The sequence below is a fragment of the Streptomyces atroolivaceus genome, assembly GCF_000717025.1.
Lineage (GTDB): Bacteria > Actinomycetota > Actinomycetes > Streptomycetales > Streptomycetaceae > Streptomyces > Streptomyces atroolivaceus.
This window is the reverse complement of record NZ_JNXG01000023.1, coordinates 1-21,952: the sequence shown is the minus strand read 5'-3', so window position 1 is coordinate 21,952 and position 21,952 is coordinate 1. Positions and strand designations below refer to the sequence as shown.

The following is a 21,952-nucleotide window of genomic DNA, read 5'->3' as shown; positions in this document are numbered from 1 at the left end:
CAGTGCGCCGGATAGGCTCGACGGCATGCTGAAACTCGGAATCCCTGTCATCGGTGTCACGGACCTCCCCCGGGCGGTGACCTTCTGGACCGCGGCTCTGAACCTGGTCGCCACCCCGGAGGGGCGGAGCGAGACATGGCAGACGCTCAACCATGCCGACGGTTCCGGCCGGGCCCTCGGCCTGATACTCAGCACCTCCCCGGCCGAGCCCCACCCCCGTCTCCACCTGGACCTCTTCACGAGTTCGGCGGAGGAACAGCGGGACGAGGTGGGGCGGCTGGTCGGCCTCGGTGCGCGAACCGTCGACTGGGAGCTCTACCCGCCCGAACCGGATTTCGTTGTTCTCGCCGACCCGGACGGCAACATCTTCTGCGTGGTGGACCTGAGCCACGCACCGAGTAGTGACGATCGGCCTACGCTCTGACCGAACGTTCCTGCCTCCGCCTGAGCCGGAAGCATCGCTCGATGCCCTGCGGTGCCTGCCGCGCCGCGCGGCATGACCGGCTCGGGACGGCACGCTTTCGGGACCCGGCGTGTACACGCTCAACGCCTCCGGGACCGGCGTCGCGGCCCGGCGGCGTCCCCGGCGTCACGCAACCCGGGAGCGGCCTACTTCCCCACCGCGTGGACGGCGTGATCACGCAAGGTGCCGACGGCCGACCGGGTCCCGTGGGCACTCTCGGCCAAGGTGGTGCCCACCGTCTGCCCGGCCTTGCGGGCGCTGCGGCCGCCCGCAGCGGCCGCTGCACGTGAGCGGTAGGCCAGCGAGGGCTTCCCGTGGGTGTCCGCGGCCGCGATCAGCAGGCCGCCGAACAGGGAGAGGTTCTTGGTGAACTGGACACGCTGACGGGCCCGTTCGGCAGGGTCGTCGGTGTTCCACCAGGCATGCCCAGCCAGGGTCGTGGGCACCAGCGAGGCCGCCAGCACCAGAGCGGAGGCGCGCGGAAAGCGGCCGGTCGCGAGAAGTGCGCCGGCGCCGACTTGAACGGCGCTGTTGATCCTTACAAGGCTCACCGTGTCGTTCGGCAGCCGCGGGACGCGTCCCGCGACAGGCTGGGCCACCGGCTCGGCGGCGGCTGCCACGGAGTGCGGATCTCGGAGCGTGCGGAGCCCGCCGGAGATGAAGACGGAGGCGAGCAGGGGGCGGGCGACTGTCCTCAGAATTGCCATGCTCCGCGCATGCCCGGGTTCACTCCGGGCACGCGTCCGGTTTTCTCGCGGGGAGTCGTGGTCGTCATCAACCTGCGTTGGTCCTGGGGTTCCCTTCCGTGCGATGCTGAACGGCACGTGATCATGGCGGGCAGCTGGAGAAAGTGCAGGGTGAGAGCAGTGCGGCGGCGGGGCGGGACCATCGTGTGGGATCGGTTCGCGGCGTCCGATCCGGGGCTGCTACGGCTCACAGCGGGGCTACGGACCGTCTCGGCGATCGCACTCACCCTCGTGGTTCTGGCCCCGCTGGACACCGGCGTCACCCACATGGTGGCCGGTGCGATGACAGCGATGACAGCCACGTTCGCGATCAAGGACAAGCTCGTACGCGACCAAGCGGCCACACTCGCCCTCGGGCTGCCGGTCGCGCTCGTCGCGATGTGTCTGGGCGCGCTGCTGACCTCTCAGGTCATCGCGGGTGATGTGTTCTTCGTGGCCCTCATCTTCGGGGCCGTCTACAGTCGGCGGTTCGGTGAGCGGGGTACCGCGCTGGGCCTTGTCGGCTTCCAGATCTACTTCCTCTCCCTCTTCGTCGGAGCCTCCACCTCCACCCTGCCGGAGCTTTGTCTGACCTTGGCCATCGCGTTCGGCTGCAGTGCGCTGGCGCGGTTCGCCATCGTCCCGGAAACGCCCCAACGCGTTCTGACACGGCTGCGCGACGCCTTCCGTACGCGAGCCGCTCAGGTCGTCTCCATGCAGATCGAACTGCTCGACGCCGGGCCCGAGCAGTTGGAGAAGGTGCTCGACGACCTGCGACGGCGTACCGCGCGGCTGCACGAAGCTGCTCTGATGATCCAGGGCCGGCTGGAGGAAGGCACACAGGACGCGGACAAGGCGGCGCTGCTCCAGCGCCGGGTCGCGGACACCGAGATCGCCACGGAGCGCCTCGGCATGCTCCTGCTGAACGCCCGCAGCGCCGAGGGCGCGGACACCCTCACGCTTCATCTGCCGCACGCGCCCGTGCCGCTCACCGGGGACTGGAGGCCGGCTGAGGACGACGCGACCATCGCCCTGCGCCGGGATCTCAAGGCTCTGCAACTTCTGGTGGTCCGGCCGGCGTCGAGCGACGAAGGCACGGCAGTCGCTCATATCCGCAACAGACTGCTCGGCTACCGCGACGAGGAGAAGCTTCCCCCCGCGCCCGCGGGCATCCAGGATGCGTTCCGGGGAATCGGTGAGGCAGCCCGGTCCGTCCTGGGTCTGCGTCTCGCACTGGACGGTCCCCAGGACGAGTCCGACGACTCGCCGGCGACCACGCGTTCCCGCGAGGAATTCGACGCGGAAGACCTTTCGATCGCCTCGTCAGAAAAGTCCGAGGGCGAGGACCGTACGGGGTTGCAGCGTCCCACCACGAGGGCCGCCTTCCAGGTGTCGGTAGGCTCGGTCCTGGCCATCATCGGTGGAGAACTCCTCTCCAGCCAACGCTGGTACTGGGCCGTTCTCACCTGCTGGGTGGTCTTCCTCAACACCGCGTCCACCGGCGAGATTCTGGTCAAGGGCTACCGGAGACTCCTCGGCACGCTGCTGGGCGCCGTCGCCGGGGTCGCCCTGGCGGGACTGGTCGGAGACCACACCTGGGTCGCATTCGCCCTGGTCCTCGTCTTCATCTTCGCCATGTTCTACACCGCTCCGCTGTCCTACGCGGTCATGTCCTTCTTCGTCACTGCCATGCTCGGCCTTCTCTACACCCTGCTGAACTCGTACAGCTTCGACGTGTTGGTGCTGCGCATAGAGGAGACGGCGATCGGCGCCGCGTGCGGCATCATCGCCGCCGTTCTGGTGTTGCCGGTGCACACCGACCGCCGTACCGACGAACTGCTGGGGACCGTCCTGGAACGGCTGGGTGACGTCGCTTCCGCGGCGGTGGAGCAGCTCAGTGGTGGGCCTGCGTCCGACCTGCTCAGCAGGGCCCGCAGCTTGGACACGGCGTTGGACGAACTGCGCGACTCCACCGGCCCGTTGACGTACCCCATCACCCCGTTGCGTGGCCGACGGCAGACCGTCCGCTATTTGGTGGCGCTCCTGGAGACATGCGCGTATCACGCCCGGTCACTCGCGGCGACAGCCGAGCTCGTGCCGCACAGCAAGACCGTCGCGGCCGACCCCCGCCTCCTCCGGGCCGGGCGGCGCATCGCCCACAACATCGACGTACTCGCCGCGCATGTCGCGGACGACGGGGCTACGGGCGAGGTCCAGGCGGGGGCCAGCATCGCCTCGACACTGCGGGACGCCGGGTCCGGCAGCGCGTCCTCCGGCACGGTGACCTCCCGGGTGCTGCGTCACCTGCAGCGCCTCGACGAGGGGGTGGTCGGACTCGCCCGCCCCCTCGACGTACCGGTCGCCGAGGGCGCCGGGACGAAGGCCCTGCGCAGCTGAGACGTACTTCGCACGCCGTGCCGTACCAGTGCGCGAAGCTCGGGGACTGCATGGCGGGGCGCTCCAGGGTCGTCCGCGCCCGGCCCGGACGCCATGGATACCGCGGAGCTTCGCCCTCGTCCGGAAGGCCGCCTAACAGGAGCGGGTTCTGTCCGCGGTGTATTCAGCCACCTTCCAGCGTTCCCCAGCCCTCTGCTCCATCCTCGCCGTGGCCGCATACCGCGCAGGCTGATCAGCCGGCGGTGGGATGCGCCAGCCCGTCGTCGTATCGAGGGTCTGCCATCTCGCCCCGTCCACACAGTCCTTCACCGTTGCCGTGGGCGGCTGAGCGTCGACAGCGAGGGCGGCCACCTCCGGCTCGTGGCCGAGGTCACCACGCATCGCCGTGTGTTCCTTGCTCATGCGGGCCAGATCTGCTTCCAGCGCCCTCAGTGCGTCCGGCGTCATGTACTGCTTCAGGTCCGTCCCCTCCGCCGACGCCGCCCGGTACGCCTTCACCTTCTCCGCCCACATCAGGCCGTAGACCTTCAGCACCTCGGCCTTGACCGCGGTGACGGACACCCCGGGCGCCGAGGGAGTCGGTGTGCCTGGAGAGTCCGGCGTGTTCGACGCGGTGGCCGAGGACCTTGGCGACACGCCCGCAGCCGGCTTCGCGTCGTACTCGCCGCCCTCACTGCCGCCACCACAGCCGGCGAGGAGGAGGACGAACATCCCGGCACCGCACCGGGACACCACACCCGCCCAGGTGCCTTTCTGCCGCACTGTCACCATCAGGACCCCCGAACTCGCCGTCCGATATCGATCAACGGCCCAACGACGCCGCCCCCACCAAGTCACGCCGTACGTCGAGAACTCTCCCCTCCTGACGAGTCGGCTTCGGGGCAGGCGAGTCGCGCAACTGTTGCGGGGCTTGACGGGGCCCTGGTCTGTACCTATGGTCACCGGTCAGCGCGAGCGTTCAACATCCAGTGCATCGTTCACACATGAGAACGGATGGGCCCCCCACATGCCCGACACCCTCGCAGTTCACCGCCATCGTCCTCGGCCGACGCTCCTGGCCACCGCGGCAGCCGTCATGGTGGCGTGCTTCCTCTCGGCGCCCGGCGCCCCCCGCGCCGAGGCCGCACCGGCCTCCTTCGCACACCCCGGTGTCACCGTGTCCAAGGCACAGCTGGACTTCACACGCAGCAAGGTCAACGCCGGCGCCCAGCCCTGGAAGGGCGCCTACGACAAGCTGGCGGCGAGCAGATTCGCCGATCCGTCCCGCACCGCCAAGCCTCGCGCGGTCGTCGAATGCGGTTCGTACTCCAACCCCAACCACGGCTGTACGGATGAGCGCGAGGATGCGATAGCCGCGTACACCAACGCTCTCGCCTGGTACGTGACACGTGAAGAGCGGTACGCGAAGAAGTCGATCGAACTGATGGACGCGTGGTCGGCAGTGATCAAGAGCCACACCAACAGCAACGCTCCACTGCAGACCGGCTGGGCCGGTTCCTCCTGGCCCAAGGCGGCCGAGATCATCAAACACACCTACACCGGGTCCTGGGCCAACTCCGGGCGCTTCGCGACGATGCTCCGCGACGTCTACCTCCCCCAGGTCATCAACGGCTCCAACTCCAACGGCAACTGGGAGCTGTCGATGATGGAGGCGGCGGTCGGCATCTCCGTCTTCCTGGAGGACAGGGCGTCGTACGACAAGGCCATGGCGAAGTTCCGGACACGAACGGCCGCGTACGTCTACCTCGGCTCCGACGGCCCCCTGCCCAAGACCGTGCCCAGCCAGAACCTCGACACCGAAGCGAAGATCGTCGGCTACTGGCAGGGGCAGTCCACCTTCGTCACAGGTCTCACTCAGGAGACCTGCCGCGACTTCACACACGCCGGCTACGGCATCTCGGCCATCGCCCACATCGCCGAGACCAGCCGGATCCAGGGGCACGACCTGTACGGGACGGATGTCGGCGAACGGCTGCGGCAGGCACTCGGCTTCCAGTCCACGTACCAGTTGGGCGAACCGGCACCGGACTGGCTGTGCGGCGGATCCCTCCATCTCGGCCTCGGACCCGTCACCGAGGTCGGCTACAACGCCCTGCACAACCGCCTCGGCATCGCCATGACCAACACCCGGAGGCTGACCCAGCAGAACCGCCCGGCCGGCAGCAACAACCTCTTCGTGGCGTGGGAGACGCTGACCCACGGCGACAACCCGAACTGATCAGGCCGAGTCCCCCGGCGCCGCCTCCAGCCGTGCGATCATGCCGCGTGGGCCGCCGGGGCCTCACGACGCTGCTCGCCGAGGCCGTCACACAGACGACAGGACACTGTGCCGTCGCCGACCCCGTCAGTCCGTCTGCGGCCGTTGCCATCCGTGAGTCCGGCCGTCCCGACACCGCATCACGCCCGCTGCCCGTGATGCGGTCGGGCCACGGGCGCCCTACCGGCACCCGGGTCGTCAGTCCCGCTCCGGAATGCGGTACGAAGTCCGGTGTGAACGAACAGACTCAGCCCGCGACCGTTCGCGTGTTCATCGCCCTGGCACCGCCCGACCACGCGAAGGAAGAACTGGCCCGGGAGCTGCGCCCCGCCTATGACACGCACCCCCACGTGCGGTGGAACCGCATCGAGGACTGGCACATCACCTTGGCGTTCCTCGGGGAGCTGCCGACCGAGATCGTTCCGCTCCTGCTCCGGCCGCTCGCCGTCCTCGCGGCGGGCCGCCGGCCACCCTGTCTGGCGTTGCGCGGCAGCGGAAGCTTCGACGACCGGGTGCTGTGGAGCGGAATCGACGGAGACCTCGACGAGCTGCACACCCTGGCCGCCGACGTGCGCGCGGTGGTCAGGAGCTGCGGCGTCACCTTCGAGGACCGGCCCCTGCGCCCCCATCTGACATTGGCCCGTGCCCGCCGGGGAGACCGCGCGTCCGCCGCAGAGATCGCCGAGGGGTTCGCCGAGTTCACCGGCTGCCGGTGGTCTGCCGAACGACTGCACCTGGTCGGCAGCAACGTCGGCCGCAGCCGCGGGCCGATCCACTACCGCGACGTCGACGCCTGGGCCCTCGGCAGCGGGAACCGCACGGCGTCCTGAACGGAAAGCCCGGAGTCGGCAGAGACGGAACCCGGCGGCGTCACCCTCGCCGCACCCCACATCCGGAGGATCGCGGCGCCGAACGCGGGTGCGGATCCGGCTGCTCGGTGGCCGTTCCGCACCCCCGTGGCGTCTCCGCCGCCCTCGGACCGGAGGTGACCCGACTCCAGGACTCGGCGCGGAAGCACCGGGCGGTCCGGGCATAATCTGAACTCGGCACCGACGGGGGGCGGAACACATGACGGCCGGGGCAGTGCAGAGGTGGGGGTCCACCCTCGATTCCGTGGTGGTGTACGAGCGGGGTGCGCTCTGCCGCCGCCTGGCCCGGGGCAGCGTGCCCCCGGGCGGGCGGGTGAGAGTGGTCGGCCTGCCCCGCTCTCTCGCCCCGGGGTCGCTGCGGGCCCGCGTGCAGGGCGCCCGGGGGGTGCGCGTCACTGAGGCCCGCGTGGAGGTCGAGGCCGGGCCGCCGGGTCCGTCTACGCCCGAAGGATTGCGGAGCGAGGTCGAACGGCTGCGCGACGAGTGCGCGGCGGCGAAGGGCCGCCGGGACCACCAGCTGAGCCTGATCGGAGAAGTCAGGGCCCTGCGCCCTGTTCCGCCGCCCCGCAGACGTGAGGACGCGCATCGCCGTACCCCGGTCGACGCGTGGCTGGAACTCGCCGAGTTCGTGGACGGGCGGCTGACCTGGCTGCACACTCGCCTCGACGAGCTGGAGGAAGCGCTGCTCGACGCCGAGCACAGGCGCGACGTCGCCGTGGACAAGCTTGCGCGCGCTTCCACCGACGCGCCGTCCACGCACGTGGAGACCACGGTCTCGGCCGTTCTGACCGTCGACGTCTCCGGTGCCGACGCCCCGGACGCAGAAGTGGAGATCGAACTCGAGTACGAGACGCCGGGCGCCATCTGGGTGCCGACCTACCGTCTGGCCTGTCACCAGGGCGGGAGCAGCGGCAGTCTGGTGCTGCGTGCCTCCGTCGCCCAGCGCACAGGCGAGGACTGGACCGGCGTGTCCGTAGGCCTTGCCACGGCCGACCTGCGACGAGACACGGACCTGCCCCGGCTCCGTTCCGTACGGATCGGACGCAGTCAGCCCGGCTCCGCTCCTTCTGGCTGGCGCGAGCCTCCGGCAGGTCTCGCCGACCTGTTCGCCGGGTACGACGCGGCAGGTCATCAGCCCGCCACGACCGTGCCTCCCGCCGCCGCGGGGGCCAGGGCCGTTCTGCCGCCGCCTGCGCCACAGGGCTACGGCGGGCCTCCCCCTGCGCCGGGCGGTGTCCCGCCCGAGCCCTTCGCAGGCCAGGTCCCCGCGACCGCGCCGCCTGCCCGGGCGCGTACGGGTGCCAGTCGGGGCCCCGCACCCAGTTCCTCCGTGTCTCCTGCCCCCATGGCCCCTGGCGGAGCCCCGCCGCCGGCGTCGCCTCCTCTCCGGCCGACGGCCGGTCAGCCGCGGCCGAGCGGCGCCGAGCTCGACTACGCCGCCCTCGTCCTGTGCGGCCCCGGCGAGCGGGACGGGCGCCGGGGCAGGCTGTTCCCCGGCGCTCCCCTCGACCCGGTGGCGGCGGAGTACCGCCGCCGTGCCGAATCGGTGGCCGCCCTGGCGTTGCCCGGGTACGGTGTTCGGCCCCGCGAGTCGGCGGGCTCCTTCGATCACCGCTTCGATGCCGCCGCCCGTGCCGACATCCCGTCGGACGGCACCTGGCACACCGTCACCGTCGGCGAGATCGCCGTGGGCATGCACACGGAATACCTCTGTGTACCGTCCGTGGAACAGACCGCGTACGCGACCTTGGTGCTCTCCAACGCCACCGACCAGGCTCTCCTGGCCGGCCCGGTGGAAGTGACGGTCGACGACGACTTCCTGCTCACCGCCGCGCTGCCCACTCTCGCCCCCGGCGGCATCCGCCGGGTCGGGCTCGGACCGGCCGAGGGCATCCGTGTCACCCGTCGTACGAACCTGCACGAGTCCACCTCGGGGTTGCGCAACAACACGACGGTGCTCGACCACCGCGTCCACGTGGAACTGGCCAACCGACTCGCCGGGCAGGTCACCGTCGAGGTCCGCGAGCGGGTGCCCGTCACCTCCGAGCAGGACGTCCGGATCGAGGAACGGGCCGACTGGACAACACCCGAGGACGGCCCCGGACCCGATCGGCATGCCCCGGGCACCCGCGTCTGGCGGGTGGACCTGCCCGCCGGCGGCACCGCCGTGCTCGACGGCGGCTACGAGATCCGGGTGCCGGCCGGTAAGGCCCTCACCGGCGGCAACCGCAGGAGTTGACAAGCGCCATGACCACGAACCAGAAGACGATCGCCCTTCCCGTCACCGCCGTGACCTGCCTGGAGGACCGTGCCCATGTGGAGCGTGCCGCCGTGCTCGACCTGGAAGCAGGGGTCCAGCGACTGCGTCTCGGTCCGGTCAGCGCGCTGGCCGTCGACCGGACCCTCCACGCCGAACTGTCCGCCCGCCACCCGGCGACCGTCCTCGATGTGCGGATCACCCGCAGTTGGACACCCCGGAGGGCGCTGACGCACGCCGACGACGTCTCGGCCCTGCGCCGGCGGATGGACGCCATCGCACACGAACGACGCGCCTTGGAACAGCAGCGCGAGCGGCTGGACGCCCGTCGGGACCTGCTCGGCCGACTCGCCGGTGATCTGCTTCGGGAGATCGGTGAGGGCGCCGGTGCCGGGGAGGCCGACAGACCCCGCTGGGGCCGCGAACTCGACCGGGCCGACGAAGAGCGCGCCGTGTGCGGCGAGCGACTGCGCGCTGTGGAGGCAGGCTTGGCCGCCCTGGACGACGAGCTCGGGCAGGCCGAGCGGGCCGTGGGTGTATCCGAGGAGGAGCCCGCCGAACTCGTCGGCCACATCGAACTGACCGTGGAGACCGCGGCCGCCGGTCCGGTCGGGCTGCACCTCAGCCACCTCACCCCGTGTGCGCTGTGGCGGCCCGCCTACCGTGCGGTGCTCGAGGGGGAGTCCCTCACGCTGGAGACCGATGCCATGGTCTGGCAGCGCACCGGGGAGGACTGGTCGGACGTACGGCTGACGTTGTCGACCGCCCGCTCGGCGCTCGCCACCGAACCGCCGCGGTTCGGCGAGGACCGGCTGACGCTCACGGACCGCTCCGTCGCGGAGCGCCGCACCGTGAGCGTCGAACTGCGCGAGGAGGAGACCGGCACTCTCGGCCCTTCCCCGGTGCTCGGCCTGCCGGGGGTGGACGACGGCGGCGAGGCAAGGGTGCTGCGGTCCCCGGCGCAGGTCTCCGTGCCCGGTGACGGCCGTGCCCACCGCGTGCCGCTGTCCTCCTTCGCCACGGGCGCACGCAGTGAGTACGCCTGCTCACCTGAGCTGTCCCCCCTGGTCACCCAGGTGGTGCGGTTCGACAACCTGGCCGGCCACGCACTGCTCGCCGGACCCGTGGACCTGGTCCGTGACAGCGGGTTCAGCGGGCGCGGAACGCTGGACTTCACCGCACCCGGCGCCGCCGTCGAACTTGCCTTCGGGAGTTGCGACGACTACCGCGTGGTCCGGCATGCCGAAGAGACGCGGGACACAGCCGGACTCACCCAGCGGACCGTGATCACCCGCACCATACGCTTGCACGTGTCCCGCTTCTCTCCCCCCGAAGAGCGGGGTGACCTGGTGGTCACTCTTCGGGAGCGGCTCCCGGTCTCCGAAGTCTCGGCCGTGGAGGTCCGTCTGCGTAAGGAGGCCTGCTTCCCCGAGCCCGATTCGGTCGACTCCGACGGCATCGCCCGCTGGGACGTGTGTCTCCCACCCGACGGACACCGCACGGTCACCCTGGTCTACGAGGTGTCGGCGAGTGCCAAGGTCACCGGGCTGTGATCCTCGGCCCGGGCGCGAAAGGGGCGGGCCGCTCGTACGACGGGAGGCAGGCATGTCGGCTGAGCACGTCTGTCACCGTGATACGCGGCGGTATGCGAGGCAGTGAAGCCGCGAGGCCGAAGTCCTCATGGCCCGCACCTGACACGATGACGGCCACGAACCGCCGGCCGGATCCCTACCGTGGGTCCGAACCCGACCGGACATCCACGGACGTACGTACGGCCTGTCTACTCGTCTCCTCCCGCTACCCGGAAGCGACCGGGGCGGTGCTCGGCGGTTCAGCCGCGAGGGGGCGTTCCACGCCCAGCAGTGACCTCGACATCACCGTCCTTCTCCCTGACGACGGCAGGAGACGTCGCGAAGTGCTTCGGTACGAAGGCCGGCCGGCGGAGGTCTTCCTCAACAGCCGCGCGGACCTGCGGACGGCCTTCGAGGAGAGCCGCACCACGCGCAGGGCGACGGCTCTTTTCCTCTTCGCCGATTCCGTCGTTCTCCACGACCCCCACGGCCATGTCGGGGCACTGCACCGAGAGGCGGAGGCCCTGCTGGCTGCGGGTCCGGATCCCCTGACCGAGCCCGAGCGGGACGCCCAGCGAGCCCTGCTCACAGACCTGTGGGACGACCTCACGGACACCGGGCCCGACAGCGACCCCTACGAACAACTGGCCGTGGCTGACCGGGCCCTGCGCGAGGCGGCGCACTTGCTTACGGCGCATCACCGCAAGTGGAACGGCGCCGGCAAATGGCTTCCCAGGCGCCTGAGTGCAGCGGACCCCGAGCTCGGCCGACGCCTGCTCGACGGGCACCTCGCACTGGCAAGACGGGCTGACCCTGGACCGCTGTCGACCTCGGTCCTCGACGTCCTGAACCTGGCAGGCGGGCCTCTCCGCGAAGGCTACGTCACTTCCCGCTGACTCCCCTCCGGCCTTGTTCCCGAGGAGTGGCTTCTGGCTCAGATCTTGGAGGGCCGTCTCGGAGTGCTACCTCGATGTTCGATCGCGAGGGGACTGCGCGTGCGACCGCGTACGCCTCGTGGCCCGGGAGCGCACCGAAGAACCCCTCAGAGTCAGCTGACTCCCGTATGCCGACCTCGGCCGGCCCGCCGCCCTCACGAGCGGTGGGCCGCCTTCACGGTCACGCCGTTCCGCAGCGCTCGCGGAGGAGCTCGACACCGCCGCCTTCCAGGTCGTCGAGATACGCCGCGCGCCCGGTCATGGCCATCGTCAGGGCCAAGGTACTGCCGGAAACGAGTGCCCCGACGCCGGTCTTGAACGGCCCGTCATCTGCGACGAGCTGCAGGTCACCGATGCGTCCCTTGGCGAGGACCACCAGATCGGACCCCTGGTAGTACTCAGCCACCCGTGTGACGGTCTCAGTCGGGTAGTCGCGATGGAGGCCCAGCGGACGCCGGATGTCCTCTGCATGCACGATCGTCTCGCCAAGCATGGCCACGGCAGGGAGGGGAGGCTTGGTTCTGCTGGGGACGACACGCCTGAACCGCTCAAGTGTCTCGGCCGGGGTCGCGCCGAGCTGTTCGGCCAGCCGCATTGCTACCTGTTTGTCGAAGTCGAATCGGCAGCGGATCACGCCCGCAAGCCAGCGCACAGAAGTGAGGCTCGCCCCCGCAGTGAGGTGCGCCAGCACCTCACGCACCATCAACCCGGTGCAGAGTGACGGGGTCGCCCACTGATCGTCAGACAGATCTGCAAGATCGGCTGCCAGTGCCGCTCGCTCCGTATGGATCAGTGGCCAGACCTCGGTCCCTGGGCTGCGATCTGCTGCCGGTTCCGAACCAGTCATAAGGGCGAGTCTCCTGTCACGAGCCGTGTTCTGCATTACACCTCGACCGGAATGCGCGTGTGTCCGGAAGAGTGTTCGAAGGAGAGACTCTCTCACTTGAGCAAAGTCATCGCCAACAAGGTGACCGTTCCTCGGCGCACCGAGCCGGGACCTCCCAGGCATCAGAGTGTGGGCATGCCGAATCGGCAGCAGGTCCTGACGCCATTACGCATGCCCCTTCATGAACCCGGAGCTCGCCGACTGCTGCCCGAGCCGGCAGACAGGCGGTGCTGCTGACAGCAAACGAACCCAGGGCCCGGCAGACGTGCCTGCCGGGCCCCACCACCGCGCATACGGACAGGCCGGCTCCACCATTCGGAACGAGAGTGAAGCCGGCCCCTGGCCACGCGGCGGACGATGGAACGGGATCAGCGGATCTCTGTGGTCCGCTGCTCCTTCAGCGCGGCGCAGTTGGAGTTCTCCACCGACACGTACACGTTGCTGATGCTGCCGCCCCAGCTCACGCAGTAGCCCTTGCCGTAGACGTAGCCCGGCCCTGCGTACGAGGTGAAGTTCCCGTCGTCCCCGGCCCATTCATCGGTTGCGGGGACATAGATGTACGCGGACATGGGCTTGGCCGACCCCGGATTGGCGCGGATGGTCGCGACGCAGTTCATGCCGTTCGACGAGTTGTACGTCAGGTAGACGGTGCCCAGCGAGCCGACAGGCACGGAGTTCACGGTCTTGTACGCCTTACCACAGACTCCCTGCGGTGTGACGTTCGGTGCGGCGGAGGCCGTCGCACCGAACGCAGTGGTTCCGCCCACCGCCAGTGCGGCGAATGCCCCGACAGCCGCGATACTACGAGCAATTCTCATATTTCCCCCTTATGTCCCTGAGAGCGGTTTACTCCCACTTGATGTGACCCGCGAACGGCACGGAAGGTTGCACCGCATTTACACAGAGGCACGGAACGGTCGTACGGCGGAGGTGGACCTCCCGGGACTCAGCAGGTGGAGGACGGGTGCCGGGTCCACGGCCGGGAGCCGTGCCGGCCCCCGGGGATGCTCCGCTGCGGGCCCGGCGCTCTCCGTCAGCCCTCGTCACCTATCGGGAAGGCAGCCCCGGGAGAGGCGTGGTCGACGGGGCCGTCGAACCGAGCCGAAGCACGTTCCACCGCCTGCTGTGGCCTGAGGGAACGGCCGACGTGCGTGACGATCAAGCGGCGCACCCGGGCCGCCGCGGCCGTCTCCCCGGCATCCTCGGGCGTGTGGTGCACCTGCTCCTCCTCAAGAGGCGCTTGCGCACTTTCCGCTTCACACAGCAGCGCGTCGCATCCCTCGGAGAGCTCCACCAGGCTCGCGCACGGCGCGGTGTCCCCGGAGTACACCAACGATCCGGCCGCGGCCTCGATGCGCACCGCGAACGCAGGCAGGCCGTGCGCCACCGCTCGGCTGGTGAGGTTGAGCGTGCCGACGCGAACCTGATGCCCGTCGTGCAGCTCATGGAAGGCAAAGGCGGACTCCACCGGGCTGCGGGTCGAGCCGTTGGTGAGGAAGTGTGCCAGCCGGTCAGCTGTGCCGGGCGGGCCGTACAGCGGGATGGGCGCGGGGAGCTGGATGTCCGCGTAGAGCGCGGCGTAGCAGGCCGTGAGCAGGTCCGCGCTGTGGGCGGCGTGCAGGTGTGAGATCCAGATCGCGTCAAGCTCATCGAGACGTAGATGTCGCTGCAGCTGAGCCAGCGTTCCACTGCCCGCATCCATCCAGATCCGGGTGCCGTCACCGGAGACGAGGTAGCCGGAACACGGGTTGCCGACGTCGGCATAGGGCGTCGCCGACCCCAGAACGGTGAGCTGGAGAGGATCGCTGGGCATGGCCGAAGTCCAGAACCTTGATCATCAAGGGAACACCGGGCGCACTTCCCGCGGGATGCGCCCCGGCCCGTTCGCCGGCGTCGGCCCGAAGGACGACGGGAGGGCTACGTCGCCAGAAGCGGTCCGACCATAAAACACCGGCACTTTGCGGAACCTTTACCCGTTACCGGCCGTTGGCTGGGTGAGCGCACGGGCTCGCGACCGACAACCAAGACGAAGACCGAGGTGACCTCAATGGCAGTGTGGGACCGGCTCAAGGATCAGGCCAAAACTCTCCAGCAGTCCCAAGGAGCACGGGGGCCGGCAGCCGGACACAGCGGCGGACAGGGATCCGGCGGTGGCTCGCGCGCGCAGCTGGTCGGCACGCTGAAGACACAGCTCGCCTCCCTCAAGACGGAGCTGAAGAGCGGCGCCTACCGGGACGCGAGCATGGCGATGTGCGCACTCGTCGCAGCTGCGGACGGACAGGTGGACCCTGCCGAGCGCCAGCACGTGGAGTCGATGATCCTCGGCAACGAGGTCCTGCAGAACTTCCCGCCGGAGCAGTTGCGCACGCGTTTCAACAAGCACGTGGACCAGCTGAGTTTCAACTTCCAGCAGGGCAAGGCCGAGGTGATGCAGGAGATCGCCAAGGCCGCCAAGAAGCCGACGGAGGCGAGGGCCGTGCTGCAGACCGGCATCGTCATCGCCGGTGCGGACGGCAACTTCTCCCAGGCCGAGCACATGGTTCTCCGTGAAGCGTGCACGGCGCTGGGACTGTCCCCCGCGGAATTCCAGCTCTGAACCGAACAGGTTGCCGGCCACCCCACACAGGGCGGCCGGCAACCTGCGCCGTAAGCGTCCGTGTGAGGTAGGTGCCCGGCACCTGTGGACGTGCCGGTGAACGACTTCGAACGCCCCCGAGCGATCAGCGGGATGGTTCGCGGCTGCACCAGCAGGTGTCACCTGGGAAACGCGAGCGGTCACCCCGTGCCGCTTCTGCCCGGCCGACCGGACGCACCGCTGCCTGTGTCGGTCCCGGCCCGGCACTCAGTGTGCGGTGGGCGGCGAAGATGCCTGGGTGCGCGGCCGGCCGTCCGCAGGAAGCGCGCAGGCGGGCGTACCACCTGGCATCCTTTCGCGATTGTTCGCCACGAGCCGGTAGACCCCGTGAGCGATCCAGCGCAGGGGAGGCAGGCTGAGCAGCGCTCCGAGGACAGCCCAGCGTCTTCCCGCGTTCAGCAGCAGCTTTGCGACGGCCTGCGCGCCACCGTGCGTCACGCCGGCCGGCGTGATCCACAGCAGTTCGTGTTCAGCTCGCTCTCGGGTCGTGCCGAGGGAGTTCAGATCCGCGAACTGCCATGGGGTGACCTCGCAGCGTGGCCGGATGTGCCGCTCGGCAAACGTCACTGAGGAGGTGCAGAAAGCACAGTCTCCGTCGTAGATGAGTACAGGTCGCGTCCGCATGACCTCATCATGCCGCAAGGAGGGACCGCCACGTCGGCGGCGCCGCTGCGTCATGCGGTGTGACCGGGTGCGGAAGGCCGTTTCGTGGTGTCCCGCGCGGCGATGGCCTCCGCGACCTCCCGGATGGCACCGCGAATGAGCTTTCCGTAAGCGTCCTCGGAAAGGTCGGGAAGGTGTGCTTCGGCAGCCTCGATGTGCTCGGCGGCGGCTTCGAAGGATGCGAGGCGCCGGTAGTTGTCAGCGAGATTGAGGTGCAGGGACGGATAGAAGCCGGCGATGTGGAGGTCGGCGTGGTGTTCCCGGACCCGCTGTTCGGTCACAGCGTCGGCAGCATCCAGGGCGCGAATGTCCCAGGCCAGGGCCTCGACAGGGTCTTCCTGGAGATCTGCCAAGTAGTGCGCCAGGGCACAGCGGTGCAGCGGGTCGCCCGTGACGCCGATGACGGACCAGCGGCCCAACAGGTCTTGGCGGGCGACAACGACGTCCCCGGCTCGCCCCTTGGTGACGGCTCGGCCGATGGCTTCCATGGTCGGGTCCGGGCCGGGGGAAGTAGCGGTCATGCGGAGTTCTCCTTGTCGTCCTGCTCGAGGTGATCCGGTCTGATGGGCATGATCAGGGTGGTGAGATCGCCACGGTCGGCAGAACGGACGGTGACGGGCTGGTCATATCCCCTCAGGTCGAGCAGCACGTCGGGACCGATGGCAGTGCTCACCGCGGGATAGAGCGTGGTCAGTTCGAACCAGATCCGGAAGGCCAGCCCCGTCACGGCGGCCGGGAGCCGGGTTCCAGAGTGTCCGTCACCTGCCCACAGATGGGTGACCGCCCCGTCAGTGACCCGCAAGGCGACCCGCTCACCGGGGAGTTCCTCCAGGGATCGCAGAAGCAGGGCCTTCGAGACCCTTACTCGGGTGGTGGCTTCGCCCAGTGACGCGAGCACCAGTCGGTAGTCGGGGAATGCCTCGTCGGCGATCAACCGGCAGTGCTGGTCTTCCCGGTCTGCCAGACGTAGCCGGATGCCTCGAGCGGTCGCCTCGATCCGTACCGTCCCACTTCGGCGGATCGCGGCGGAGGCGGTACGCAGTTCATCGCCGTCGACCGCGGCGGCCCACGTGTGCAGCGGTGGTTCGACCGGCGCCAGAGTTCGAGTCGCCAGCCGGTAGCGGTCCGTCGCGGTGAGGGTGACCGCTTCCTGACTGACCTCGAGGAACAGGGCTGCGAGTACCGGCATCCCCGTCTCACGTACCGTCGCGGTCAGGACCTGTTCCACCGCATCCGCAAGCACGGGCCCCCTCAGCACCGCGATCGGCAGGCTGGGCACACCGGCGAGCGAGGACTCGATCACGGCGGCTGTCCGCTGCGCCGCCTTTGCCTCCTCGACGGTCCTTGTCACGTGCTCGTCGAGCAGCCGGGACGCCTCGTCGGATTCGGCGGCGAGGAGCGTTTCGACCGTCGTAAGGGGCATGGCGATCTCACGGAGCCTGCGAAGCTGGGTGGCCCTCGGGACCTGGGCAGGGCTGTAGTAGCGGTAGCCCGTGACCGGGTCGACCACCGCGGCGGGAAGCAGCCCGGAGTCGGCGTAGAACCTCAACGCGCTGGAGGTCAGACCACTGCGTCGGGCAAAGACGCCGATCGGCATCAGTTCACTGTTTGGCACGTCGCCATCATCGGGCTTCAACCAACTCGAAGGTCAACTGCGAAAGGCAGCGCCCCTCCCCCGGGTCCGCACAACCGTCGCACTCCCGCCCTCCTCCCTGGACGAACGGCAACGGACGACGAGACCGACGGCCGGCCATCCCTGCTCCCGGACGTCACGGAAGCAGCGACCTCGCCCTCCGGGAAGTCGAGCAGGTCCCACCTGTCCGCGCGGCGGAAAGCGCCAAGTCCGGCAGCGGACCCGTCGGCGAGGACGGGCTCACACGGCTACGCCTGAGCCCTCAGGTTCCCGTCCGCCACGCCACTGCTGGGCCGTTTCCGGCCTGCTGGACCTGACGCCCCGATATCCGCCGGAGTACCTAAGCCCTCCGTCCGCAGATGCCCTCCGGAGCGGAACACCAGGTCCCGCTCGTCGCGCAGGGCTCGCGTCGCACTCGTCGCTCTCCCTTGATCGCCTTCCCGGAGGCTCAGGGGCGGTATCGGAGGGGGTGGCCGGCCGGCACCTCGGTGAGCACGATGCGGTGGCCGTCCGGGTCGGCGATCCACATCTCGATCAGACCCCAGGGCTCCTGGAGCGGCGGGCGCAGGACGGCTGCTCCACGGGCCGAAACCTCCTCGTGTGCCGCCGCACAGTCGGCGACCTGCATCCAGATCTGCAGTGTGCCGGTCGGTGGTACGTCCGCTCTCCCTGAGACCTCGAGGAAGCCTCCGCCGAGGAAGTACACCGTTCCGCGGTCGGGGCCGGTGCCGAACTCCCTGTAGACGGACAGTCCGAGGGTCCGCCCGTAGAAGTCGCGGGAGACCTCCGGGTCGGCGGGCCTCAGCAACACCCTGCTGCTCAGTACGTGCACCATGGTGCCGACCCTACGCCGACCGGTGCGAGGGAGCCGGCACCCTTCGCGCCGCAGGTCAGGCGCGCGGGTCAGGCGGCTTCCACCGCAGCCTTGATCCGGTGCCCGAAGGCCGGCGCGTCCTTACGGGCGGCAGCAACAGCGAGCCCGACAAGGAGCTTGCCCAGGCGGTGGCCCTCCAGATCATTGAAGATCCGTACTCTTGTTCGATCATGCCCTAGGGCCTCGAGGTCGTAACCGCCTTCCCGGGCCGTCACGAGGTTGGCCGACAGTTCGTTCCAGCGGATGCGCGTAGGGGCCACGAGTTCACTGATCCGGAACGCGCGCCGTGTCGTCATGCCCGCGTCCTTCACCGTGCTGCGGAACACGGTGCCCACTGCTGTCGGACCGGCCGGGCTCTTGGAGATCTTCTGGACGCGTGGGCTGAACTTCCTGTCGTTCTCGCCGTCCGCGAGGAAGGCGAACACCTCAGCGACAGGACGGTCGATGTCGACCGTCGCCTCGAACTGGGCCATGGAGGTCTCCTCAGGTACGACGGGCGTTGCGCGCGGCGTGGCGCACCCTGGAGGGGCGCTGTCTCCAGGATCGGTGCTCCATGGCCGCTCGGCAGCCGGGCGGAGGCTTCCGGCGTGCAATCGGGTGTCCTCGGTCGTCGGCGAGCCGGAGCAGGCACCTGACCGCCGCCGATGCGACCGGAGACGGAGGCCCCGTCCCTGCCTTGGAAAATTCCTCGGCCTTGCCCACCCGGTCCGGAGCCTGAGCCCGCAACCCGGCGGACGTGGATCCCGCCGGTCTGCGGGCGCTCGGAACATCTGCACCGCCACTCACAGACCCACCAGGGCCTGCTGCCGCCCAGGCCGGATCGGTCTTCGGGCAGCGCGGATCCTCCGCCCCTCCCCTTCTCAGTGTGCGATGCTGTCGATCAGCTCGCGGGCGCCCTGCCGCAACAGGGTCACGGCCACGGAGGTGCCGAGGGTGGCGGGATCGAGCGGACCTGCCCATTCGTGCGCGTTGAGGACGGTCTTGCCGTCGGGGGTGAACACGCAGGCACGCAGAGAGAGATCTCCGTTGCGTTGGGCTTTGGCGTACCCGGCGATCGGGGAGTTGCAGTGACCCTGAAGTACGTGGAGGAACATGCGCTCAGCCGTGATCTCCCGGTAGGTCCCCGGGTGATTGAGCACGCTCACGGCGTCGATGGTCGCCGTGTCGTCCTCGCGGCACTGCAAAGCGAGGACGCCCGCGCCGATCGGGGGGCACATCGTCTCCGGGGAGAGGATGTCGCTGATCACGTCGGACCGGCCGATGCGATGAAGGCCCGCGGCGGCCAGGAGGAGCGCGTCGGCTTCTCCGGCAGCGAGCTTCGCCAGTCGCCGGTTGGCGTTGCCACGGAAGGGGATGCAGTTCAAATGGGGGTGGGAAGCCGCAAGCTGCGCGGTCCGGCGAACGGACGAGGTACCGACGCGTGCGCCGTCAGGCAGCTGGTCGAGCGTGAGTCCGCCCGGGTGGACGAGGGCATCGCGGATGTCGTCGCGCTCGAGGAACGCGGCAAACGTCGTGCCTGCGGGCAGCGGACGGTCGGCGGGGATGTCCTTGACGCAGTGGACGGCCAGGTCCGCCGCCCCCGCGAGGAGGGCGGCGTCGACCTCCTTGGTGAAGGCCCCCTTGCCTTCGACCTTGGAGAGATCTCCCATCCATTTGTCGCCTGTGGTTCTGACCGGGACGACTTCGGTGACCGTGTCGGGATGGAGGGCCGCGAGTTCGGCCCTGACACGCTCGACCTGGGCCAGGGCCATGGGTGAGTCGCGCGAGACGATGCGGATCAGCTCAGGGACGGACATGGCCCCCACGATAGACCTCCACGCTCGAGCGGCTACCGTCCGACGCGTCCAGGCCCGTGCTGTCGGACCCGTTCCGAGAAGACCACGGAAATGCACGCCGTCGAATTCCGGCCGCGCCGGAATTGAGGTTTCGTGCACCGTCGCACAGGTTCCACGAAACCACTGCCGCACGGCTACAGGCCCTCCATCAGGCAGGGTTGCCGCACCGTGGCGGGAAACGGCCGCTCTGGCCGGAGCGGACCCGGCGACAAGGGTGTCACTCCCTCGTCCATGCTTGGCTGATTCACTTCCCTGTGGCCGCGCCTCACTCGCCCGAGGGCTGTCAGCCGCCCCGCGAGGTCCCTAGCATGACCTCCACGGACACCGACTTCACTCTCTTTGAACCGCGAGGCGCTGGATGAGCAACGGGGAGACCTCCATTCCGACGAACATCGATGTGAACGTGCCGAGCGTCGCGCGGATGTACGACTACTACCTGGGTGGTAAGGACAACTACCCCGCCGACCGGGTGGCGTGTGAGCAGCTCCTGGAGCGTGTGCCGAGCACCAAGGTGCTCGCGGTGAACAACCGGAGGTTCCTACGACGCGTCGTGCACCACTTGGCGTCCGAGTACGGGATCCGCCAGTTCATCGATCACGGATCCGGCTTGCCGACGCAGGACAACGTCCATCAGGTCGCCCAACTCGTGGACCCCGATGCGCGGATCGTCTACATAGACAACGACCCCATCGTCCTGGCGCACGGCAAAGCCATACTCGAGGAGAACGACAGGACCGCGGTCATCCAGGCGGACATGCGGGACACCGAGGGCATTTTCGGCCATCCTGAGGTGACCCGGCTCATCGACTTCGACGAGCCGGTGGCCGCCCTGTTCGTGTCCGTGCTGCACTGCGTTCCGGACGAGGACGACCCCGCGGGCCTGGTTCGCCGGGTGGCTGCCCGTCTCGCCCCGGGAAGCTTCCTGGTGGTCTGTCAGCTCGTGAGTGAGGACGCGGCAACCCGCGACTTCGTCACGGAGTTCATGGCGAAAAGCACCGGCAACCGGTGGGGACGCGTGCGGCGGCAGGAGGACGTGCACGAGTTCCTGGAAGGCCTGGACGTCCTGGAGCCGGGCCTGGTGGAGGTGTCGACGTGGCGGCCGGATTCGGATCTGGCGCCGAAGCAGGCGACCCGGGAGTGGATCGAGTACGGCGGTGTCGGCCGCAAGTGGTGACGGGTCGTACGACCGGCGGGACGGTGGTGTCCGGGCCGGCGCCCGGGTAGCCGGAGCAGCCCCGTGGGACGAGGATCCGGCCTCGGGATTCCGGCTTCGGGCTCCTCGATCCACAGGTCGCCGCACAGACCCACCCGGCAGATCAACGAGGCTCTGATCGGCCGAACAACCGGTCCGGCAGCGGGCGCAACCTGGGGCCGTCGCCCGCCGGCGTCTTCGGCGCGGGAGCGGACCGATGCCGAGGTCACACAGCGGAGCCGTCGGAGAGCCGGTTGCCCACGCTGTAGCGCTTGAGCGCCTGCCTCAACAGGTCCCTGCTCTCGGCCGGGCTCGGCGACTGAGCGCTGAGCGAGTCCAGGATCCACCGGTACTCGTCCGTGCTCTCCTGCTTGTTCACGGAGGTGGCGTTGGTCAGGTGCTCGATGTACGCGACATCGGGGAGCCCGTCCATCGCGAACCGCAGATACGTGATGCCGTTGCCGGGAGACGTGTGGGCGGTCACCGCGAAGGGGGCCACCTGCACGATCACGTGCGGCAACTCCGTCATCTCCAGCAGATGGGCGAGTTGCTCACGCATCACCCGGGCGCCGCCCGTCGGCCGCATCAGCACCGCCTCGTCCAGCAGCACCCAGAGCTTCGGGGCATCCCGTCGCTGCAGCAACTGCTGCCGCCTGAGCCTTAGGCACTGTTTCTCGGATCATGTTCTGAGCCAGATGACGAGTGCTGCGAGCGTGACGGTACCGAGGTAGATGTAGGCGCGTTTCTCGTAGCGGGTGGC

Annotated in this window: 20 protein-coding genes and 1 pseudogene; 9 read left to right on the top strand and 12 right to left on the bottom strand. The window is 69.3% G+C overall.

From position 1 onward, the window contains the following. Window positions 1–25: 25 nt before the first annotated feature. The gene (locus OO67_RS32950; RefSeq protein WP_033305492.1) at window positions 26–424 is read left to right on the top strand and encodes a VOC family protein; all 399 of its coding nucleotides are present in this window, start codon (window positions 26–28) and stop codon (window positions 422–424) included. A gap of 185 nt (window positions 425–609) precedes the next feature. Here the strand turns inward: OO67_RS32950 and OO67_RS32945 are convergent, their stop codons facing one another. Beyond that, a complete protein-coding gene (locus OO67_RS32945; protein WP_033305491.1) occupies window positions 610–1,170 on the bottom strand; it encodes a DoxX family protein in 561 nt (186 codons plus the stop codon). A 150-nt stretch (window positions 1,171–1,320) separates the two neighbouring features. Between OO67_RS32945 and OO67_RS32940 the strand changes: the two genes are divergently transcribed. Then, window positions 1,321–3,585, top strand: a complete 2,265-nt coding sequence (locus OO67_RS32940) for an FUSC family protein (RefSeq protein WP_033305490.1) — start codon at window positions 1,321–1,323, stop codon at window positions 3,583–3,585. Window positions 3,586–3,717: 132 nt separating this feature from the next. On the opposite strand, the gene OO67_RS32935 is transcribed toward OO67_RS32940, so the two are convergent. After that, window positions 3,718–4,296, bottom strand: a complete 579-nt coding sequence (locus tag OO67_RS32935) for a secreted protein/lipoprotein (protein ID WP_244300411.1) — start codon at window positions 4,294–4,296, stop codon at window positions 3,718–3,720. Between the two features lie 295 nt (window positions 4,297–4,591). On the opposite strand from OO67_RS32935, the gene OO67_RS32930 reads away from it, so the two are divergent. From OO67_RS32930 to OO67_RS32910, 5 genes are all read left to right on the top strand, one after another. After that, window positions 4,592–5,803: an alginate lyase family protein gene (locus OO67_RS32930; protein ID WP_033305488.1), complete on the top strand. Its 1,212-nt coding sequence runs from the start codon at window positions 4,592–4,594 to the stop codon at window positions 5,801–5,803. Window positions 5,804–6,075: 272 nt separating this feature from the next. Then, a complete protein-coding gene (gene thpR, locus OO67_RS32925) occupies window positions 6,076–6,672 on the top strand; it encodes an RNA 2',3'-cyclic phosphodiesterase (protein ID WP_033305532.1) in 597 nt (198 codons plus the stop codon). Window positions 6,673–6,910: 238 nt separating this feature from the next. Then, a complete protein-coding gene (locus OO67_RS32920) occupies window positions 6,911–8,950 on the top strand; it encodes a DUF4139 domain-containing protein (RefSeq protein ID WP_051710107.1) in 2,040 nt (679 codons plus the stop codon). Window positions 8,951–8,958: 8 nt separating this feature from the next. Beyond that, window positions 8,959–10,521: a mucoidy inhibitor MuiA family protein gene (locus tag OO67_RS32915; RefSeq protein WP_033305487.1), complete on the top strand. Its 1,563-nt coding sequence runs from the start codon at window positions 8,959–8,961 to the stop codon at window positions 10,519–10,521. A gap of 146 nt (window positions 10,522–10,667) precedes the next feature. Next, window positions 10,668–11,435 carry a nucleotidyltransferase domain-containing protein gene (locus OO67_RS32910; protein ID WP_078598430.1) on the top strand — a complete coding sequence of 256 codons (768 nt, stop codon included), beginning with the start codon at window positions 10,668–10,670 and terminating at the stop codon, window positions 11,433–11,435. Between the two features lie 220 nt (window positions 11,436–11,655). Here OO67_RS32910 and OO67_RS32905 read toward each other — a convergent pair whose 3' ends face one another. From OO67_RS32905 to OO67_RS32895, 3 genes are all read right to left on the bottom strand, one after another. Continuing rightward, a complete protein-coding gene (locus tag OO67_RS32905; RefSeq protein WP_033305486.1) occupies window positions 11,656–12,321 on the bottom strand; it encodes a maleylpyruvate isomerase family mycothiol-dependent enzyme in 666 nt (221 codons plus the stop codon). 407 nt (window positions 12,322–12,728) lie between these two features. Then, on the bottom strand, window positions 12,729–13,178 hold the full coding sequence (locus OO67_RS32900) for a hypothetical protein (RefSeq protein WP_033305485.1): 450 nt from the start codon (window positions 13,176–13,178) through the stop codon (window positions 12,729–12,731). A gap of 215 nt (window positions 13,179–13,393) precedes the next feature. Beyond that, the gene (locus OO67_RS32895; RefSeq protein WP_033305484.1) at window positions 13,394–14,173 is read right to left on the bottom strand and encodes an MBL fold metallo-hydrolase; all 780 of its coding nucleotides are present in this window, start codon (window positions 14,171–14,173) and stop codon (window positions 13,394–13,396) included. A gap of 234 nt (window positions 14,174–14,407) precedes the next feature. On the opposite strand from OO67_RS32895, the gene OO67_RS32890 reads away from it, so the two are divergent. Then, window positions 14,408–14,956 (top strand): tellurite resistance TerB family protein, encoded by a 549-nt coding sequence (locus tag OO67_RS32890; protein WP_033305483.1) that lies wholly within the window; start codon window positions 14,408–14,410, stop codon window positions 14,954–14,956. A gap of 246 nt (window positions 14,957–15,202) precedes the next feature. Here OO67_RS32890 and OO67_RS37365 read toward each other — a convergent pair whose 3' ends face one another. The 6 genes from OO67_RS37365 to hemC form a co-directional block, all read right to left on the bottom strand. Continuing rightward, entirely contained in the window at window positions 15,203–15,619 is a 417-nt protein-coding gene (locus tag OO67_RS37365; RefSeq protein WP_078598428.1) for a thiol-disulfide oxidoreductase DCC family protein, read from the bottom strand. 50 nt (window positions 15,620–15,669) lie between these two features. Further along, the gene (locus OO67_RS32885) at window positions 15,670–16,179 is read right to left on the bottom strand and encodes a hypothetical protein (RefSeq protein WP_033305482.1); all 510 of its coding nucleotides are present in this window, start codon (window positions 16,177–16,179) and stop codon (window positions 15,670–15,672) included. Continuing rightward, window positions 16,176–17,273, bottom strand: coding sequence for a DNA polymerase III subunit beta family protein (locus OO67_RS32880; protein ID WP_033305481.1), 1,098 nt, complete (start codon window positions 17,271–17,273; stop codon window positions 16,176–16,178). Before OO67_RS32880 ends, OO67_RS32885 begins: the two co-directional genes overlap by 4 nt. A 466-nt stretch (window positions 17,274–17,739) precedes the next feature. Then, window positions 17,740–18,126: a VOC family protein gene (locus tag OO67_RS32875; protein WP_033305480.1), complete on the bottom strand. Its 387-nt coding sequence runs from the start codon at window positions 18,124–18,126 to the stop codon at window positions 17,740–17,742. A gap of 68 nt (window positions 18,127–18,194) precedes the next feature. Beyond that, window positions 18,195–18,638, bottom strand: coding sequence for an SRPBCC family protein (locus tag OO67_RS32870; protein WP_033305479.1), 444 nt, complete (start codon window positions 18,636–18,638; stop codon window positions 18,195–18,197). A gap of 387 nt (window positions 18,639–19,025) precedes the next feature. Continuing rightward, on the bottom strand, window positions 19,026–19,961 hold the full coding sequence (gene hemC, locus OO67_RS32865) for a hydroxymethylbilane synthase (protein WP_033305478.1): 936 nt from the start codon (window positions 19,959–19,961) through the stop codon (window positions 19,026–19,028). Window positions 19,962–20,358: 397 nt separating this feature from the next. Here hemC and OO67_RS32860 point away from each other — a divergent pair, with 397 nt between their 5' ends. Then, window positions 20,359–21,174, top strand: coding sequence for an SAM-dependent methyltransferase (locus OO67_RS32860; RefSeq protein WP_033305477.1), 816 nt, complete (start codon window positions 20,359–20,361; stop codon window positions 21,172–21,174). Window positions 21,175–21,418: 244 nt separating this feature from the next. Here OO67_RS32860 and OO67_RS32855 read toward each other — a convergent pair. After that, window positions 21,419–21,847 (bottom strand): annotated as a pseudogene (locus OO67_RS32855) (DUF5753 domain-containing protein); the annotation flags it as partial. Window positions 21,848–21,952 lie beyond the last annotated feature (105 nt).

Bases quoted from the DNA above. Each gene is read 5' to 3' on its own strand.
- OO67_RS32950 (WP_033305492.1), top strand. From the start codon at position 26: ATGCTGAAACTCGGAATCCCTGTCATCGGTGTCACGGACCTCCCCCGG.
- OO67_RS32945 (WP_033305491.1), bottom strand. From the start codon at position 1,170: ATGGCAATTCTGAGGACAGTCGCCCGCCCCCTGCTCGCCTCCGTCTTC.
- OO67_RS32935 (WP_244300411.1), bottom strand. From the start codon at position 4,296: ATGTTCGTCCTCCTCCTCGCCGGCTGTGGTGGCGGCAGTGAGGGCGGC.
- OO67_RS32930 (WP_033305488.1), top strand. From the start codon at position 4,592: ATGCCCGACACCCTCGCAGTTCACCGCCATCGTCCTCGGCCGACGCTC.
- OO67_RS32920 (WP_051710107.1), top strand. From the start codon at position 6,911: ATGACGGCCGGGGCAGTGCAGAGGTGGGGGTCCACCCTCGATTCCGTG.
- OO67_RS32915 (WP_033305487.1), top strand. From the start codon at position 8,959: ATGACCACGAACCAGAAGACGATCGCCCTTCCCGTCACCGCCGTGACC.
- OO67_RS32910 (WP_078598430.1), top strand. From the start codon at position 10,668: ATGACGGCCACGAACCGCCGGCCGGATCCCTACCGTGGGTCCGAACCC.
- OO67_RS32905 (WP_033305486.1), bottom strand. From the start codon at position 12,321: ATGACTGGTTCGGAACCGGCAGCAGATCGCAGCCCAGGGACCGAGGTC.
- OO67_RS32900 (WP_033305485.1), bottom strand. From the start codon at position 13,178: ATGAGAATTGCTCGTAGTATCGCGGCTGTCGGGGCATTCGCCGCACTG.
- OO67_RS32895 (WP_033305484.1), bottom strand. From the start codon at position 14,173: ATGCCCAGCGATCCTCTCCAGCTCACCGTTCTGGGGTCGGCGACGCCC.
- OO67_RS32890 (WP_033305483.1), top strand. From the start codon at position 14,408: ATGGCAGTGTGGGACCGGCTCAAGGATCAGGCCAAAACTCTCCAGCAG.
- OO67_RS37365 (WP_078598428.1), bottom strand. From the start codon at position 15,619: ATGCGGACGCGACCTGTACTCATCTACGACGGAGACTGTGCTTTCTGC.
- OO67_RS32885 (WP_033305482.1), bottom strand. From the start codon at position 16,179: ATGACCGCTACTTCCCCCGGCCCGGACCCGACCATGGAAGCCATCGGC.
- OO67_RS32875 (WP_033305480.1), bottom strand. From the start codon at position 18,126: ATGGTGCACGTACTGAGCAGCAGGGTGTTGCTGAGGCCCGCCGACCCG.
- OO67_RS32870 (WP_033305479.1), bottom strand. From the start codon at position 18,638: ATGGCCCAGTTCGAGGCGACGGTCGACATCGACCGTCCTGTCGCTGAG.
- hemC (WP_033305478.1), bottom strand. From the start codon at position 19,961: ATGTCCGTCCCTGAGCTGATCCGCATCGTCTCGCGCGACTCACCCATG.
- OO67_RS32860 (WP_033305477.1), top strand. From the start codon at position 20,359: ATGAGCAACGGGGAGACCTCCATTCCGACGAACATCGATGTGAACGTG.